Below are 16,127 nucleotides of genomic sequence, written 5' to 3' on the forward strand. Positions count from 1 at the left end.
AATCGAGCCGTATGGCGGATTAGCGAAGCGTAATCCGCCATCTCCCTCTGCGTAAGAAAAGAGGCGGGTTACGCCTTGCGGCTAACCCGCCCTACGATGTGTGCTACGCTCTGGCGGTTACTTCTTCACCAGCGGACACTCGCTGTCCTTGAGCGGCTTGGCCGCGTCTTCCGGTGCGATGGTGGCGATCTGCTTGTAATAGTCCCACGGCCCCTTCGATTCCGCAGGCTTTTTCACCTCGAACAGATAGGCCGGGATGAGGCGGCGGCCATCGGCGCGCAGCGGGCCTTTGCCGAACAGCGGATCGTCGGTCGGCAGCTCCTTCATCTTGGCGACCACCTTGGCGCCGTCATGCGGGTTGCCACCGAGCGCGTCCATCGCCTTGAGATAATGCAGCACCATCGCATAGTTGCCGGCCTGGGTCATTGACGGCATCGCGTTCTTGCTCGCCTTCTCCGAGAAGCGCTTCGACCAGGAGCGGGTCTGGTCGTTCATGTCCCAATAGAAGGACTCGGTGAAGGTCAGGCCCTGTGCGGTCTTCAGACCGAGCGAGTGCACGTCGTTGATGAAGAGTAGGAGGGCGGCGAGCTTCTGGCCGCCCTGAACGATACCGAATTCGGCAGCCTGCTTGATCGCGTTGGTGGTGTCGCCGCCGGCATTGGCGAGGCCCACCACCTTGGCCTTGGACGATTGCGCCTGCAGCAGGAAGGACGAGAAGTCCGAGCTGTTGATCGGATGCTTGACGCTGCCGAGCACCTTGCCGCCGTTCGCGGTCACGACCGCCGTGGTGTCGCGTTCGAGCGCATGACCGAAGGCATAGTCCGAGGTCAGGAAAAACCAGGTGTCGCCGCCTGCCTTGGTCAGCGCCTTGCCGGTGCCGTTCGCCAGCATATAAGTGTCATAGGTAAAGGAGACCGTGTTCGGCGTACAGGCCTTGCCGGTCAGGTCGGCGGAGGCGGCGCCGGAGTTCAGCAGCACCGCATTCTTTTCCTTGACGAGGTTGCTGACCGCCAGCGCGACGCCCGAGTTCGGCGTGTCTGCGATCGCGTCGACCTTCTCGTTGTCGATCCACTGCCGGGCGATGTTGACGCCGACGTCGGGCTTGTTCTGGTGATCTCCGCTGAGCACGTCGATCTTCCAGCCCTTCTTGAGCAGGCCGGAATCCTCGACCGCCATCTTGATCGCAACCACGGAATTGGGGCCGCCGATGTCGGCATAGAGGCTCGACATGTCGTTGAGCACGCCGATCTTGACGGTCTTGTCCTGCGCGTAGGCGGATGTTGCAAAGCCGAAGGCGGCACAGGCCAGAAGGGCCGCGGAGCGGCGCACGAGCGTCGTCGTCATAAAAGGTTTCCTCCATTGTCAAATATGCGGACGGCTCTCTTTGCGGAGCCTTGTTCCGGCTGATGGCTCTAGCCTGTCCCAGGGCCGGCGGCAATGCGCCTAAAGCCGGATGACGCTGCGTCGTAGCGTCATCTATCGGTTAACTTTTGGGCAAAATGCGTTGAGACGCTATTTGAGCGCGTCCGATGTCAGCTTGAATTTCTGGATACGCTTTCCGGTGTCGACCTCGGCGGTATAGACATTACCCTTGGCGTCGACCGCCATGGCATGCACCCAGTGGAATTGACCGGCGTTGCGGCCGTTGTGCCCGAAGCTGCCGACTACGCTGCCGTCGTCGCGCTTGATCACCCTGATCTCGTTGTTCTCGCCGTCGGCGCTGAGCAGCCAGGTCTGCTTCGGATCGGGCCAGATCGCGATGTCCCACACCGCGCCGTTGCCGAGCGTGTTCTTCTCGAAGAAGAACTCCTTCACGAAGCTGCCGTCCTTCTTGAACACCTGGATGCGGTTATTGATGCGGTCGCAAACATAGACGAGGCCGTCATTGGCGAGCTTCACGCAGTGCACGGGATTGCCGAATTGCTGCGCGGCCTGCGCCTTGGGATCGTACGGCCCTTGCTTGGCGTCGTCGGGCTTGTTGCCATAGGCGCCCCAATGCCGCTTGTAGGCGAGCGTCGTCGCATCGAACACGATGACGCGGCGGTTGCCGTAGCCGTCGGCGACGTAGATCTCGTTGGCCTCCTTGTCGATCGCGGTCTCGGCGGGCTTGCCGAGCTGCGTCGTGTCGTTGCTGCCGAGGCTCGGCGCGATCTTGCCGATCTGGGCGACGAACTTGCCGTCGAGCGTGAACTTCAGAATCGCGTTGTCGTTGTCGGCGTTGCCGCCGATCCAGACGAAGCCGCGCTCGTCGACCTCGATGCCATGCTCTCGGCCGACCCATTCGTAGCCCTGGCCGGGACCACCCCATGAGCGCAGCAGATTGCCCTCGGCATCGAACTCGAGCACGGGCGGTGCTGAGATGCAGCATTTCGAGCGCGGCGGGTTGAGGCTCGCGCCCTTCTCGTCATCGGTGAGCGAGCGCGGGCGATGGATCACCCAGATATGGCCCTGCCCATCGACGGTGATGCCGCCGACCTGGCCGAGGATCCAGTTATTCGGCAGCTGCTTCGGCCAGGAGGCATCGACCGCGAAGGTCGGAACGTCGCCGGCGATCGCCGCACATGGAAGCGCGAAGACGACGGCTGCGATCAGAATGGAGAGAGCGTGACCAACGAGCGCAGACGCAGAGCCTGCGCGATCATGCCATGGCGCCATGGCAACCTCCCTTTTTGGGCGTGCGGCTTGCTGCCGCTTGAGCGCGGGCAGTCAATCGCGGGGAGGCAGTCGAGTCAATCAGGCTAGGGACTTACGCGGGCGAGCGGAAGCTCATCAGGCTGCGGGTCTTGTAGTCGTAGAATTTGCCGGTCTCGGTCCAGTCGGGCGCGCACATCGGCACGATGAATTCGGCGACCTGCTCGGCCGTGTCGAGCGTCGCCGGGTCTTCGCCCGGCATCAGCGTGGCGCGCATGCGGGTGCGGACCGGGCCGGGGTTGAACAGATTGACGCGTAGCTTGGTGTTCGCGGTCTCCTGCGCCCAGGCGCGGGCCAGCGTCTCCAGCGCGGCCTTGGACGCCGCGTAGGGGCTGACATAGGCCGTCGCCTTGTTGGCGGCACCCGAAGTGACGAACACGGCGCGGCCGGCGTCGGACTGCTTCAACAGCGGCTCCATGCAGCGGATCAGCTGGAAGTTGGCGGAGACGTTGACGGCCATCACGTCGGTGAAGGTCTTCAGCTCAATATGGCCGATCGGCGAGGACGGGCCGAGCACGCCGGCATTGCCGACGAGGATGTCGAGCTTGCCGTAACGTTCGTGCAGGCCGGCGCCGAGCCGCGCGATGCCGTCGGAATCGGTGAGGTTCAGCGGTACCAGCGTGGCGCTGCCGCCCAGTTTCCGGATCTCGTCGTCGAGCTCCTCAAGCCCGCCTTGCGTGCGCGCGGTGGCAACGATATGCGCGCCGGCCTTGGCGAGCGCGATGGCCGTGGCATAGCCGATGCCGCGCGAGGCGCCGGTGACGAGAGCGATGCGGTCGGCGAGGGGATTTGTCATCGTCGAATACTTCCGTCATGCCCGGGCTTGTCCCGGGCATCCACGTTCTTTGCGGCGGGTATTACAGACGTGGATGGCCGGGACAAGCCCGGCCATGACGAAAAGGGACCCCTGAGCCCCAGGACGATCCGTCCTCAGCTCGCTTCCGCCAGCAGCGACAGCTGCCGCGGCTGCTGCTCGGTCTGGGTCTGGTCGGTGAGGTGGGTCGGGTATGCGCCGGTGAAGCAGTGATCCGAAAACTTCGGATTGGCGGGGTCGCGGCCGGGCTCGCCCATGGCGCGGTACATGCCGTCGATCGACAGGAAGGCGAGCGAGTCGGCGCCGATGATCTCGCGCATCTCTTCCAGCGAATGCGTCGCCGCCAGAAGCCCGCCGCGATCCGGTAGGTCGATGCCGTAATAGTCGGGATAGAGGATCGGGGGCGAAGCGAGGCGGAAGTGCACTTCCTTGGCGCCGGCATCGCGCATCATGCGAACGATCTTCTTCGAAGTGGTGCCGCGCACCAGCGAATCGTCGATCAGGATGATGCGCTTGCCTTCGATCGCGGCGCGGTTGGCGGAATGCTTCATGCGCACGCCGGATTCGCGGATCGCCTGCGTCGGCTGGATGAAGGTGCGGCCGACATAGTGGTTGCGGATGATGCCGAGCTCGAACGGCACGCCCGAATGCTGGCTGTAGCCAACCGCGGCGGGCACGCCGGAATCCGGCACCGGCACCACGACGTCGATCGGCACGTGGCTCTCGCGCGCGAGCTGTGCGCCGAAGGCCTTGCGCACTTCGTAGACGGAGCGGCCGTGGACGATGGAATCCGGACGGGAGAAGTAGATGTATTCGAAGATGCAGGGGCGCGGCGCCATCGGCGGGAACGGCTTGTGAATGTCCTGGCCGCTCTCGTCGAACACGATGACTTCGCCGGGCTCGATGTCGCGGACGAAGCGGGCGCCGATGATGTCGAGCGCGCAGGTCTCCGACGTCAGGATCGGGCAGCCGTCGAGCTCGCCGAGCACCAGGGGACGGATGCCGCGCGGATCGCGCGCGCCGACCAGCTTCTTGTTGGTCAGCGAGACCAGCGCATAGGCGCCCTCGATCTCGCGCAGCGCGTCGATATAGCGCTCGATGAAGCGGCTGCGCCGGGAGCGTGCGACCAGGTGCAGGATCACCTCGGTGTCGGTGGTCGACTGCATCATCGCGCCGCTCTTCACGAGCTCGCGGCGCAGCGTCAGGCCGTTGGTGAGGTTGCCGTTGTGGGCGACCGCGAGGCCGCCGGCATTGAGCTCGGCGAACAGCGGCTGCACGTTGCGCAGGATGGTGGCGCCGGTGGTGGAGTAGCGGACATGGCCCACGGCCATATTGCCGGGCAGGCGGTCGATCACCTCGCGGCGGGAGAAGGTGTCGCCGACGAGGCCGAGCCGGCGTTCACTGTGGAAGCGGCTGCCGTCGTAGGAGACGATGCCGGCCGCTTCCTGACCGCGGTGCTGAAGGGCGTGAAGACCGAGCGCGGTGATGGCGGCGGCGTCGGGGTGGCCGTAGATGCCGAAGACGCCGCATTCCTCGCGCAGCGTATCTCCTTCCAGGTCGTCCTGCAGCTCGATCGCGGCTGGGCCAGAGGGCCGGTTCAGGTCGAGATCAAGCTGGGCGTCCTGGTCAGGGTATCGCATCTCGTCCGAGCCTCTCTCTAGGGCTAAATCAACGCGCCGCGGGTTTCTCGATCAGCTTTTTCAGGCCGTCACGAGCAGGTTTACTGTATCCGTCGCCACTGCCCGAAGGCTGCTGCTCGGATTCAGCTTGATCATCATCTGGTTTGTTTTTCTTGAATCTCTTCAAGATGGTGTTCTCGGGGTCGTCAGGCAAGAGCGCCATCAGCCAATCCCCGGTTCCCTGCAGCACAACGCGGGATTTGGCCCCCGCGACCCAGTCCGGGCGCTGTTTGTCCGGAACCAGCCAGGTGAAGAACAGGAAGGCGACCACGACGATCAAAAGCCCGCGAGCCAGCCCGAACAGGAAGCCGAGGGTGCGGTCCAGCGCGCCGATGCGCGAATCCAGGATCATGTCGGAGATCCGGACCGTGATCACGGAAACCACGACCAGGGTACCGACGAACACACCGGCGACGACGACGACGCTCGCCACGGTATCGTTGTTGAAATAGCTCTTGGCGGTCGGCAGCAGCTTCGAGAAGGAGTAAAGCGTCACGATCGCCGCCGCGCCCCAGGCCGCGATCGACAGGATTTCGCGCATGAAGCCGCGGACCATGGCCAGCAGGCCCGAGATCAGCATCACACCGAGCAGGATCAGGTCGAGGAGTGTTACTGGCATCGGCTGGTCTGGTCCGCTCGTACGTCGAAGGTGCTCTAGCCGAATCGGTGTTTGGCCGCTGCCCTAAAAGAGGGGCAGACGGCGTTCCCGGCAAGGCCGCAACCACGCAATCCCATGCTGCTTTTGTGACGGCTGTATAGCGGCGGGGGCCTCCGGCGTCACCTCCACCTAACCCTCTCCGCGGCGGAATCTTGCCGGTGTGGCATTTTTCTCCGCCGGCGCGTTCGATTCGCCCCGGCGGGAGCCGCGGGCGGCGATCTCGGCCACCAATGTCGTCAGGCTGTTGACCGCGTTCAGCGTCAATCCGGCATCGCCGCCGCTCTCGCCCCGGGCCGATTCGGGCAGCACAGCGCGCTGGAAGCCGAGTTTCGCAGCTTCCTTCAGCCGGGCTGGGGTCTGCGCCACCGGGCGCACCACGCCGGACAGCGAGATCTCGCCGAAATAGACCGCATCCGTCGGCAATTGCGCATTAACCAAGGATGACACCAATGCCGCGGCGGCGGCGAGGTCGGCCGCCGGCTCGTGGATGCGCAGTCCGCCGGCGACGTTCAGATAGACGTCGTGGCCGGACAGCTTGACGCCGCAATGGGCTTCCAGCACCGCCAGCACCATCGACAGACGACTCGGGTCCCAGCCGACCACGGCGCGCCGCGGTGTCCCGAGCGAGGTCGGCGCCACCAGCGCCTGCAATTCGACCAGAACGGGCCTCGTGCCCTCGATGCCCGCGAACACTGCGGTGCCCGGCGTGCCGAGGTCGCGCTCCGACAGGAACAGCTCGGAGGGGTTGGTGACTTCGCGCAAGCCCAGGCCCGTCATCTCGAACACGCCGATCTCGTCGGTCGGACCGAAACGGTTCTTCACGGCGCGCAGGATGCGGAATTGCTGCGAGCCTTCGCCCTCGAACGACAGCACGGCGTCGACCATGTGCTCGACCACGCGGGGGCCGGCGATCTGGCCGTCCTTGGTGACATGGCCGACCAGGATGATGGCAGCGCCCGTCTTCTTGGCGAAACGAATCAGCGCCTGCGCCGAGGCGCGGACCTGCGTCACGGTGCCCGGCGCCGATTCCACCGTGTCGGTCCACATCGTCTGGATCGAATCGATCACGATCAGCCGGGGCACCGCGCCCTCGGACAGCGTCGAGACGATGTCCTCGACCGAGGTTTCGGCGGCGAGCTGCACCGGTGCATCCGACAGCCCAAGCCGTTCTGCGCGCAGCCGCACCTGCGCGACCGCCTCTTCGCCCGATATGTAGACGATGCGGTGGCCGGCACGCGCCATCATGCTGGTGGCCTGCGTCAGCAGCGTCGATTTGCCGATGCCGGGATCGCCGCCGACCAGCAGCACCGAGCCACGGACGAAGCCGCCGCCGGTGACGCGGTCGAGTTCGGTCATGCCTGAGGACAGGCGAGGCGCATCCTGGGTTTTCCCCGACAGGCTCTCCAGCGCAAACGTCCGTCCCTTGCGCTTGGAGCGGATAGAGACGGGGACGCTGCCGGTGGCATCCTCCTCGGTGAGCGTATTCCACTCGCCGCAGGATTCGCACTTGCCCTGCCAGCGGTTATAGGCCGCGCCGCAGTTCTGGCAGACGAAGGAGAGCGTGTTCTTGGCCATGGGGACAGCGAGTCGCGGGTTTCGGGTTTGCTGATAGCACGGAATGACAGGTCGGGGAGCGAACTGGGCGGCACCTCGGATACCGCAATTCCATGCGTCCGATACACCCTTTGTTAGCTCTACCGGCCGCGCCTTGCGGAACTTTGCCAAATGTTAGCGGACGCGGGTCCAGCATTGGAACCAAGCGGGGATGGCGATACGAATGACGGGATTTTTGCGGATATTGCTCGCTGCGGGCATGGCCTGGGGCGTTCTCATGCCGCCAGGAGGCGCCGTTGCAGCTGCTGCGAAGCGTCTCGACATCGTCTTCGTCAATCCCGGCAAGACCGGCGAGGTCTATTGGGACATGGTCGCGCAGACCATGCAGGCCGCTGGCCGCAAGCTCGACGCGCATGTCGAGGTGCTGACCAGCGAGCGCAATTATCGCACCATGCAGGAGCTCGGCTTCGGCGTGCTGGCGCGTCGCGACAAGCCCGATTTCCTCATCCTGTCGAACGAGGAATCCGCCGCCGTCCCGATCGTGGAAGCGGCCGAGGCTGCCGGCGTCAAGACGTTGCTGCTCTCGAACACGCTGATCGGCGAGGATGCGGTGCGTCTCGGACCGCCCAGGCAGAAGCTCAAGACCTGGCTCGGCGACATCACGACCGATCTCCAGACGGCGGGTGCGCGGATGGCCAACGCCCTGATCACCGCCGCGCGTGACGAGAAATGGCAGAGCCCGGACGGCAAGATCCACCTTCTCGGCATCGGCGGTGACGAGATCACGCCAGCCTCGATCGCGCGCAACGCCGGTCTCAAGCTCGCGGTGGATGCCGCGCCTGACGTTGTGGTGGACCGGTTGCTGTTCGCCAACTGGACGCAGTCGGAGGCCGAGACTGTCACCGCGAATTATCTAAGCTGGGCATCGCGCAAGGAGATCCGCCCGGCCGGTATCTGGGCCGGCAACGATCCCATGGCGCTCGGTGCGATACGCGCGGTGATTGCCGCCGGCCTCGTGCCTGGCCGCGACATCCAGCTCGTTGGCCTCAACTGGTCCGAGGAGGCGCTGCGCGAGATCAGGGCAGGCCGCCTGCTGCTGACCGACGGCGGGCATTTTCTGCTCGGCGGCTGGTCGATCGTCCTGTTGCGCGACTATGCCGACGGCTGCGATTTCGCGGCTGTGTCGCCTCGGGTCGAGGTCAAGACGTCCGCGATCACGCGCCAAAATCTCGGTTCGGTCGGCGACCTCATCAAGACGCGAGCGTTCGACCGGATCGACTTTGCCCGCTTCAGGGCGAAGGCGGGTCGCTGCGGCCATTATGACTTTTCCCTCGACGCGCTCATTTCGTCCCTGCCGGTTCCCGAAGGCGTTGCCGACTGATGAGCAAGGATGAGGCGATGGCTGATCCCGAACGCCACGAGCCGGCCGCGCCGCGCTTGCGCCCGGTCGTTCGCGCCATGATCTGGGCTACGGTACCCGTGCTGCTGCTGGTGCAATTGCTCGCCTCAACCGGCATGGAAGCTTCGAGCTTCTGGTCCCAGATCAGTCAGCTCGACGCCCACATGGCCCGCGTCGCCGAGAGCCGGGCCGAGCTGATCGCCGAGCCGCTCTGGAAGATGCGCTACGACCAGGTGACGGGCGTGCTCAACGAGATCATGAACGACGAGACCATCGCGGGAGCGACCGTCTATGACGATACGGGCGCAGCGATCGCCCGCGTGGTGGCGCGCTCCGAAGACCATTCGATCGCAGAGATCTCGCGCCCGGTCCATTACAGCAACGGCAACATGGCGGTTCAGGCCGGCCGTATCGTGATCGCCTATTCCCATGCGGGGCTCTACGCGGACGCGGGCAGCCGGATGGTGCGCCTGCTGGTCGTCGGCCTGCTCGCGACGTTGGCGACCCTGATCGCGATGCGTATCTCCGCCAACATCTTCATCGGCAGGCCGCTGGCGGCCATGATGTCGGCGATCCAGCGCAGCAAGCAGGACGGCCGGGCCTATCCGGCGGACGTCAAATCCTCCAACGAATTCGGCCAGCTCGCGCGCGCCTTCAACGCCATGCAGCACACGACATCGGGCGCGCTCGACCGGCTCGGGCACATGGCCGGGCACGATCCGCTCACGGGACTGCCCAACCGGCGCTCCCTGACCGAGCGGCTGGCCGTGGCGAGCCGCGATGGAGGCAGGCCGGACGCGCTGGTCGCGTTCTGCTTCATCGATCTCGACGACTTCAAGGGTATCAACGACACTTTCGGCCACGAGGCCGGCGACAATTTCCTGGTTCATATCGCCGAGCGCCTTCGCGGCGCGGTCGAAGCGGAGGACTGGGTCGCACGGCTCGGCGGCGACGAATTCGTCGTCATCCGTCCCGAGGTCGGTCACGAAAAGGCGGCGCACGCATTCGCCCAGCAGGTGCTGGACACCATTTCCGAACCGATTCGGCTCCACGACAAGCAGGTCGTGCCGCGCGCCAGCATCGGCCTCGCCGTGCGCCGCGCCGACGATCCGGAGTTGTCGCATCTGCCGACGCTGGCCGACATCGCGCTCTATCACGCCAAGAGCAAGGCGCCCGGCACGGTCGCCGTGCTGGACGAAGCGCTCCAGCGCGATTACCGCCGCGACAGGGATCTCGAGCTCGCCATTCCCGCCGGCTTTGCCGAGCGACAGTTCGAGGTCTGGTACCAGAGCCAGGTCGACCTCGAAAGCCACGACGTCGTCGGCCTGGAGGCGCTGATCCGCTGGCGGCATCCCGAACATGGCGTGATCGGTCCCGGCGAATTCCTGCCGCTGATCGAACGCAGCGGCAACAATGCGCAGCTGACCCGCTACGTGCTGACCGATGCCTGCCGCGCCTTGCAACGCCTGGCCGCCGCCGGCAGGCCGCAGATCCGGATCGCGATCAATCTGCCGCCGTCCGAGCTTGCCGACCACTCGCTCGCCGCCGAGCTGCGCGCGACCTGCGCGCGCTTCGACGTTGCGGCCAGTTCGCTCGAGCTCGAGATCACCGAGGGATCGCTGATCAACAACATCGCCAGCGCGACCGAGACGCTGCATCGCTTGCGCCGCCTGGGTGCCACCATCGCGCTCGACGATTTCGGCACCGGCTACAGCTCGCTCGCTCATCTCAGGCGCTTCCCGCTCGACAAGGTCAAGATCGACAAGGCCTTCATCAGCGAGATTCCCGATAGCGCGGAAGACAAGGCGATCGTCGGCGTGATCGCATCGCTCGCCGGCACGCTGGGGCTCACTTTGGTCGCCGAAGGCATCGAGCGGCCCGGGCAGGCGGCGGCCATGCGCGAGATGGGCGTGAGGTTCGGGCAGGGCTATCTCTACCAGCGGCCGCAGCCGCTCGACGCCGTGCTGGAATGGCTCGAGAAACGGCCGAGGGCCGGGAGCCGCATCGTCACCGACAGCCCGTCGGTCGCGCCCGAATTCGCCGCCTGAGCGCAGGCGATTACGGCTGCGTCGCGTTCCACAGCATCGAGAGCCCGGCCGCGATCATGATCGCGTCCATCACCAGGCGGAACAAGTCCGGCTTCAGGTGCAGCACGAAGCGTTTTGCGATGAAGGCGCCCGACATCAGCGAGGAGCCCGCGATCAGGCCCTTCATGAAGACGTCGCCGGTCAGCGCGCCGAAGCGCTCGAAGGTCACGGATTTCGCGAAGTAGAGGCCGAGTGAGCTCGCTGCCTCGGTCGCAAGGAAAGCACCCCTGGAGAGGCCGTAGAACAGAAACAGCGGCACGCTGAGCGGGCCGGTCGAGACCACGATGCCGGTGAGATAGCCGATCACCGCGCCGCCGATCGCCAGATGCCAGAGATTGGCCTTGAGGTCGTGCCGCGCCAGCCAGTGCCGCACCGGCACCATCGCAATCAGGAAGACGCCGATGGCGAGGTCGACGGCGTGCGAAGGCAGCGCCAGCAGCGTCCGTGCGCCGAGCACGGCGGCCGGAATGCCCGTCACCGAATAGGCCGCGCAGGCCCGCCAGTCGACCTCCCGCCACCAGGCCAGAATGCGCGAAAAGTTCGCCATCACGGACGCGACCGCCATGATCGGCACCGCTTCCTTCGGCCCGTAGGCATAGACCAGCACCGGCATCAGCATGATCGACGAGCCGGTGCCGACGATGCCTGAGATGGTGCCGGCGACGAGGCCGACGATGAGGACGAAGAGAAAGGCCACGGGCGAGGCTCCGGGAATCGCAAGGAGTGTAGCGAGCGGAGCCGGGCAGGGCGAGGCGGTCGCGCCCTGCCGGATTTGTGGCGATGGCTGGACGTCTAGTCGGGCAGCGGCGCCTCCGCGACATCGAGCAGCGCGCCGAGACCTTGGCGCAGGCGGCGCGTCGCCACATTCTCGGTGGCAAGGCCAAAGACGACGAGCGATCGTCCTGTCACCTCGTAGGCGTGCCCGAACTCGAAGGCAGGCATCTGGACATCCGGCTGATTGGTGTCGATCAGCCCAAGCCAGCGGCTTCCGTCGGTGACGGGCGGCAGGGCGAAATTCACGACGTCGTAATGGGCGTTGTAGATCAGAAGCATCGTCGCGTCCGAGCCGCGGCGCTTGATGCCGGTCTCCTGGGCGCGTCCGTCGAGCAGCATGCCGAAGCACTTGGCGTTGCCGTCCTCCCATTGTTCGGTGCTCATCTCGTCGCCGGAAGGTGACAGCCACGTCACGTCCTTGACGTCGAGCTCTTCATTGTGGGAGCCGACCAGGAAACGGCTTCGGTAGAGGATGGGAAATGCCTTGCGCGTCACGATCAGCTTGCGCGTGAACTCACGGAGGCTACGGCCGTTTGCCGTGATCCCCATCCAGTCGAGCCAGGCGGTCTCGTTGTCCTGGGCATAGGCATTGTTGTTGCCATTCTGGGTGTGCCCGAACTCGTCACCCGCAAGCAGCATCGGCGTGCCGTGCGACAGCAGCATGGTTGCAAGCAGGTTCCGCTTCTGGCGTTCGCGTAGCGCGACGATCTCGGGATCGTCCGTCGGGCCTTCCGCCCCGCAATTCCAGGAGTGGTTGTTGCTGTGACCGTCGCGATTGTCCTCCCCGTTCGCCTCATTGTGCTTCTCGTTGTACGAGACGAGATCGTTGAGGTTGAAGCCGTCATGCGCCGTGACGAAGTTGACGCTGGCCCATGGCCGCCGTCCGCGCTTGTTGAAGAGGTCCCCAGATCCGGACACCCGCTTGGCCAAGTCTGCGAGCGTGCCTTCGTCACCCTTCCAGAACGCACGCACGGTGTCCCTGAACTTGTCGTTCCATTCGGCCCATCCGGGCGGATACTGGCCGACCTGGTAACCGCCGGGGCCGATGTCCCAGGGTTCTGCGATCAGCTTGACGCTGGACAGTACGGGATCCTGGCGGCACGCGTCGAGGAAGCCGCCGCCTTCGTCGAAGCCATAGGGCTCGCGCGCCAGGATGGTGGCGAGGTCGAAACGGAAGCCGTCGACCCGCATCTCCGTTGCCCAGTAGCGCAAGGAATCCGCAACCAGCTGGAGCACCCGCGGATGCGACAGGTTCACCGTATTTCCGGTGCCGGTATCGTTGATGTAGTAGCGCTTCTGGTCCGGCAGCAAGCGATAATAGCTGGCGTTGTCGATGCCCTTGAACGACAGGGTCGGGCCGAGCTCGTTGCCTTCGGCGGTGTGATTGTAGACGACATCGAGAATAACCTCGATGCCATGGGCATGGAACTGGTTGACCATTTCCTTGAATTCGTTCGCGGACGGCGTATTCAGGTAACGCGGCTCCGGCGCGAAGAAGGCCAGCGAGTTGTAACCCCAGTAGTTGCGCAGGCCTTTGTCGACCAGATAGCTGTCGTCGACGAAGGCGTGGATCGGCAGCAGCTCCGCGCTGGTGATCCCGAGTGAGCGCAGATAGGCGGGGATCTCCGCATGCGCCAGACCCGAGAATGTGCCGCGGTCGGCTTCGGGCACCAGCGGATGTAGCTGCGTAAAGCCTTTGACGTGCATCTCGTAGACGATCGTCCGTTCCCACGGTACTTCGGGCTTGCGCGATGCGCCCCAGGTGAACGCGGGGTCGATGACGCGGCACTTCTGCATGAGCCGTGCGCTGTCGCGCTCGTCGAAGGAGAGGTCCTTGTCGGCGTGATCGAGCTGGTAGCCGAACAGCTCGGGTCCCCAGCGCAGCCGTCCAACCAGCTGCTTGGCGTAGGGGTCGAGCAGGAGCTTGTTGGGATTGAAGCGGTGTCCCGCGTCAGGCTCATAGGGTCCATGGACGCGATAGCCGTAGACTGTGCCGGGGCGCGCGGCGGGCAGATAGCCGTGCCAGACTTCATCGGTATATTCCGGAAGCTCGATCCGCTCGACTTCGGTTTCACCGTCGTCGTCGAACAGGCAGAGTTCGACCTTGGTGGCATGGGCCGAGAACAACGCGAAATTGACGCCGAGACCGTCCCAGGTGGCGCCGAGCGGGAACGGTTTGCCCTCGGTGATCCGGGATCGGCGCAGGCTCGACGCCGCCCGCGTCAGGGCGTCGTCCGGATGCGTCTTTTGGTCCATGTCTGCCCCAATGATGTCTGCCCCCAATGACAATCCGGTCAGGATGTCGGCGCTGTTACAGGTACTTCAGTGGCGGCCTGCTCGGTGGCCGTGACCGAGGCGATCACTGCCGCGGGCGGCACATCGGTCGGCTTGGGCAGCGCGTTGGCGCGTTGCTTGGCGACTTCCTTGCTGATCGCAGCGATCGAATTGCCGATCCGTCCGACGATCGCTGCCAGCTCGGCGTCAGACAGGCTCAAACGTTTTCTCACGAGACGCGTCTGAGCACGGTCGGTCAGGTCGAGCTTGTTGCGGATTGGTTTTGGTATCGAGCGGCGCATGGCGGCAACTCCTGTGTGGGATGGTAACCGTCGCCCGCTGATTCCGTTCCTGCGGGTGGCAGCCAGCGTCGGCGCGTGCCGATCGCGTCTTGAACCGCGGTCATCGCGCATGCGTCCAGCCGCGGAGCGCCGGCAAGAGCCGGTGCAGCGATCCGCGCGATCTCCATGGTTCGTCCCCCGGATGCCCGCTAGATCGATGATCGGTAGAGCGCGGCGTAGGATTTGGCGGACCGGCTCCAGCTGAAGGCCTGGGCCATGGCGGCCCTGCGCATGTGGTCGAGGCGATCCTTCATGCCGAAAGTCGAGAAGGCCCGGCAGAGGCTCCCAAGGAACCCCGGCGCCGATACATGGTCGAACAGGAAGCCGGTCTCGCCGTCGACGATGGTCTCGGCGAGGCCGCCGGTGCGGTGGCCGATCGGCAACGAACCGAAGCGCTGGGCGTACATCTGGCTCAGCCCACACGGCTCGAAGCGCGAAGGCATCAACGTGAAGTCGCTGCCGGCGAATATCTTCCGCGCCTCGGCGTCGTCGAAGCCGATCTTGACGGCAATGGATCGCGGCGCGCGAGCCTGCGCCTGGAGCAGGGCCTCTTCGAACCGCAGCTCGCCCTTGCCGGTGACGACGATCTGGCCGCCGGCATCGACGATGGCTTGCGCGCTTTCGATCACGAGGTCGACGCCCTTCTGATGAACGAGACGCGCGACGAGGGCGAACAGGGGGCCACGGGAGACCGCCAGCCCGAACTGGTCCCTGACATCGTCGGCATTCAGGGAGCGTTCGGTCCAGTCGCCGGCCCCGAACGGCTGCAGCAGCGACGAGCAGGTTCGCGGGTCCCAGCTCTCGTCGATGCCGTTCAGGATGCCGGACAATTGGTTGCGGTCCGCCCTCTGCCTCAGGAGCCCTTCGAGACCGCAGCCGAATTCGGCGGTCGTGATCTCCCGCGCATACGTCTGGCTGACCGTCGTCAGGTGCGAGGCATAGACCAGGCCCGCCTTGATGAAGGACAGGCGATTGTAGAATTCGACGCCGTCGATGTTGAAGCTGGCCTCGGGAATCCCGAGCGGAGCGAGAGAGCTGCGGTCGAAGACGCCCTGATAGGCCAGATTATGGATCGTGAAGACGGTCGGAATGTGCGCGTAGTGCCATTCCAGATAGCCGGGGATCAGCGCGCATTGCCAATCGTTTGCGTGAACCAGATCGGCCGACCAATCCTTGTCGACCAGCCCCCTGGCGAGCTGAGCGGCGGCGTAGGAGAAGGTCGCGAACCTCACATTGTTGTCGCACCAATCCGCCCCGCTGCCATCGGCGTAGGGCGTGCCGTCGCGCTCGAATAGCTCCGGACAGCGCACAACGTAGTACGCCAGACCGTCCGCGGTATGCCCGAGATCGACATCGAACGCCGGCAGGGCAGCAAACTGCAGGCATCGACCCACGGGCTTGAGATCGTTCAAGCCGCGCAGGACCGCCGGATAGCCCGGGATGATGACGCGTACGTCAGCAAGATCTCGCAAGGCGCGCGGCAGGGCCGCAGAAACGGCGGCAAGGCCGCCAACTTGAATGAAGTCTGATACTTCAGGCGTCGCGAACAGGATCCGCATTCGCTACGTCCCTGCATCGGGACAATAGTGGCCTTTGCCAACCATCTCTAAATTCCAAGGGCGCTTCCTCAGCGAAGCGCTGTCCGTCAAATTCTGCGGCGCAGCAAAAGTTCCTAAGCTCCACGTGCGGCTAAGCTTTTTTCGTAGGTCGGTCCAAAAGTGTACAGAGCGTTTGGGGTGTGCGAGATCGTCGATGGCAGTGCGTCTCCCGCGCACGCTCGTGTAAGGAACGAATGTCCGCACGGCAGCTTTCTCGTCCGCAGACATCCCTCAAGCGATCGTACCGGCTCACCGATC

General features: G+C 64.9%; 12 protein-coding genes. 2 read left to right on the forward strand and 10 right to left on the reverse strand.

The features are described from left to right. Positions 1-117 precede the first annotated feature (117 nt). From IVB24_RS19615 to radA, 6 genes are all read right to left on the reverse strand, one after another. Entirely contained in the window at positions 118-1,344 is a 1,227-nt protein-coding gene (locus IVB24_RS19615; RefSeq protein ID WP_247768159.1) for an ABC transporter substrate-binding protein, read from the reverse strand. Positions 1,345-1,512: 168 nt separating this feature from the next. Beyond that, positions 1,513-2,655: a hypothetical protein gene (locus IVB24_RS19620; protein WP_247768161.1), complete on the reverse strand. Its 1,143-nt coding sequence runs from the start codon at positions 2,653-2,655 to the stop codon at positions 1,513-1,515. Positions 2,656-2,746: 91 nt separating this feature from the next. Then, on the reverse strand, positions 2,747-3,487 hold the full coding sequence (locus IVB24_RS19625; RefSeq protein WP_094974547.1) for an SDR family NAD(P)-dependent oxidoreductase: 741 nt from the start codon (positions 3,485-3,487) through the stop codon (positions 2,747-2,749). 134 nt (positions 3,488-3,621) lie between these two features. Beyond that, positions 3,622-5,145, reverse strand: a complete 1,524-nt coding sequence (gene purF, locus IVB24_RS19630; RefSeq protein WP_247768163.1) for an amidophosphoribosyltransferase — start codon at positions 5,143-5,145, stop codon at positions 3,622-3,624. A gap of 28 nt (positions 5,146-5,173) precedes the next feature. After that, the gene (locus IVB24_RS19635) at positions 5,174-5,803 is read right to left on the reverse strand and encodes a CvpA family protein (protein WP_247768165.1); all 630 of its coding nucleotides are present in this window, start codon (positions 5,801-5,803) and stop codon (positions 5,174-5,176) included. Between the two features lie 168 nt (positions 5,804-5,971). Beyond that, positions 5,972-7,417 carry a DNA repair protein RadA gene (gene radA / locus IVB24_RS19640; protein WP_247768167.1) on the reverse strand — a complete coding sequence of 482 codons (1,446 nt, stop codon included), beginning with the start codon at positions 7,415-7,417 and terminating at the stop codon, positions 5,972-5,974. A gap of 202 nt (positions 7,418-7,619) precedes the next feature. Between radA and IVB24_RS19645 the strand changes: the two genes are divergently transcribed. Continuing rightward, a complete protein-coding gene (locus IVB24_RS19645; RefSeq protein WP_247768169.1) occupies positions 7,620-8,777 on the forward strand; it encodes an ABC transporter substrate-binding protein in 1,158 nt (385 codons plus the stop codon). Then, entirely contained in the window at positions 8,777-10,843 is a 2,067-nt protein-coding gene (locus IVB24_RS19650; protein WP_247768171.1) for a GGDEF domain-containing phosphodiesterase, read from the forward strand. The genes IVB24_RS19645 and IVB24_RS19650 overlap by 1 nt, the downstream gene beginning before the upstream one ends. A gap of 10 nt (positions 10,844-10,853) precedes the next feature. Here the strand turns inward: IVB24_RS19650 and IVB24_RS19655 are convergent, their stop codons facing one another. The 4 genes from IVB24_RS19655 to glgA form a co-directional block, all read right to left on the reverse strand. Next, on the reverse strand, positions 10,854-11,579 hold the full coding sequence (locus IVB24_RS19655; protein WP_094974542.1) for a sulfite exporter TauE/SafE family protein: 726 nt from the start codon (positions 11,577-11,579) through the stop codon (positions 10,854-10,856). 95 nt (positions 11,580-11,674) lie between these two features. After that, positions 11,675-13,912 (reverse strand): glycogen debranching protein GlgX, encoded by a 2,238-nt coding sequence (gene glgX / locus IVB24_RS19660; protein WP_247768173.1) that lies wholly within the window; start codon positions 13,910-13,912, stop codon positions 11,675-11,677. A 38-nt stretch (positions 13,913-13,950) separates the two neighbouring features. Next, positions 13,951-14,232: a DUF3606 domain-containing protein gene (locus IVB24_RS19665; RefSeq protein WP_094974540.1), complete on the reverse strand. Its 282-nt coding sequence runs from the start codon at positions 14,230-14,232 to the stop codon at positions 13,951-13,953. Positions 14,233-14,420: 188 nt separating this feature from the next. After that, on the reverse strand, positions 14,421-15,830 hold the full coding sequence (gene glgA / locus IVB24_RS19670; protein ID WP_247768175.1) for a glycogen synthase GlgA: 1,410 nt from the start codon (positions 15,828-15,830) through the stop codon (positions 14,421-14,423). Positions 15,831-16,127: the final 297 nt, after the last annotated feature.

Origin of the sequence: Bradyrhizobium sp. 192 (assembly GCF_023100965.1) — a bacterium.
Taxonomy (GTDB): domain Bacteria; phylum Pseudomonadota; class Alphaproteobacteria; order Rhizobiales; family Xanthobacteraceae; genus Bradyrhizobium; species Bradyrhizobium symbiodeficiens.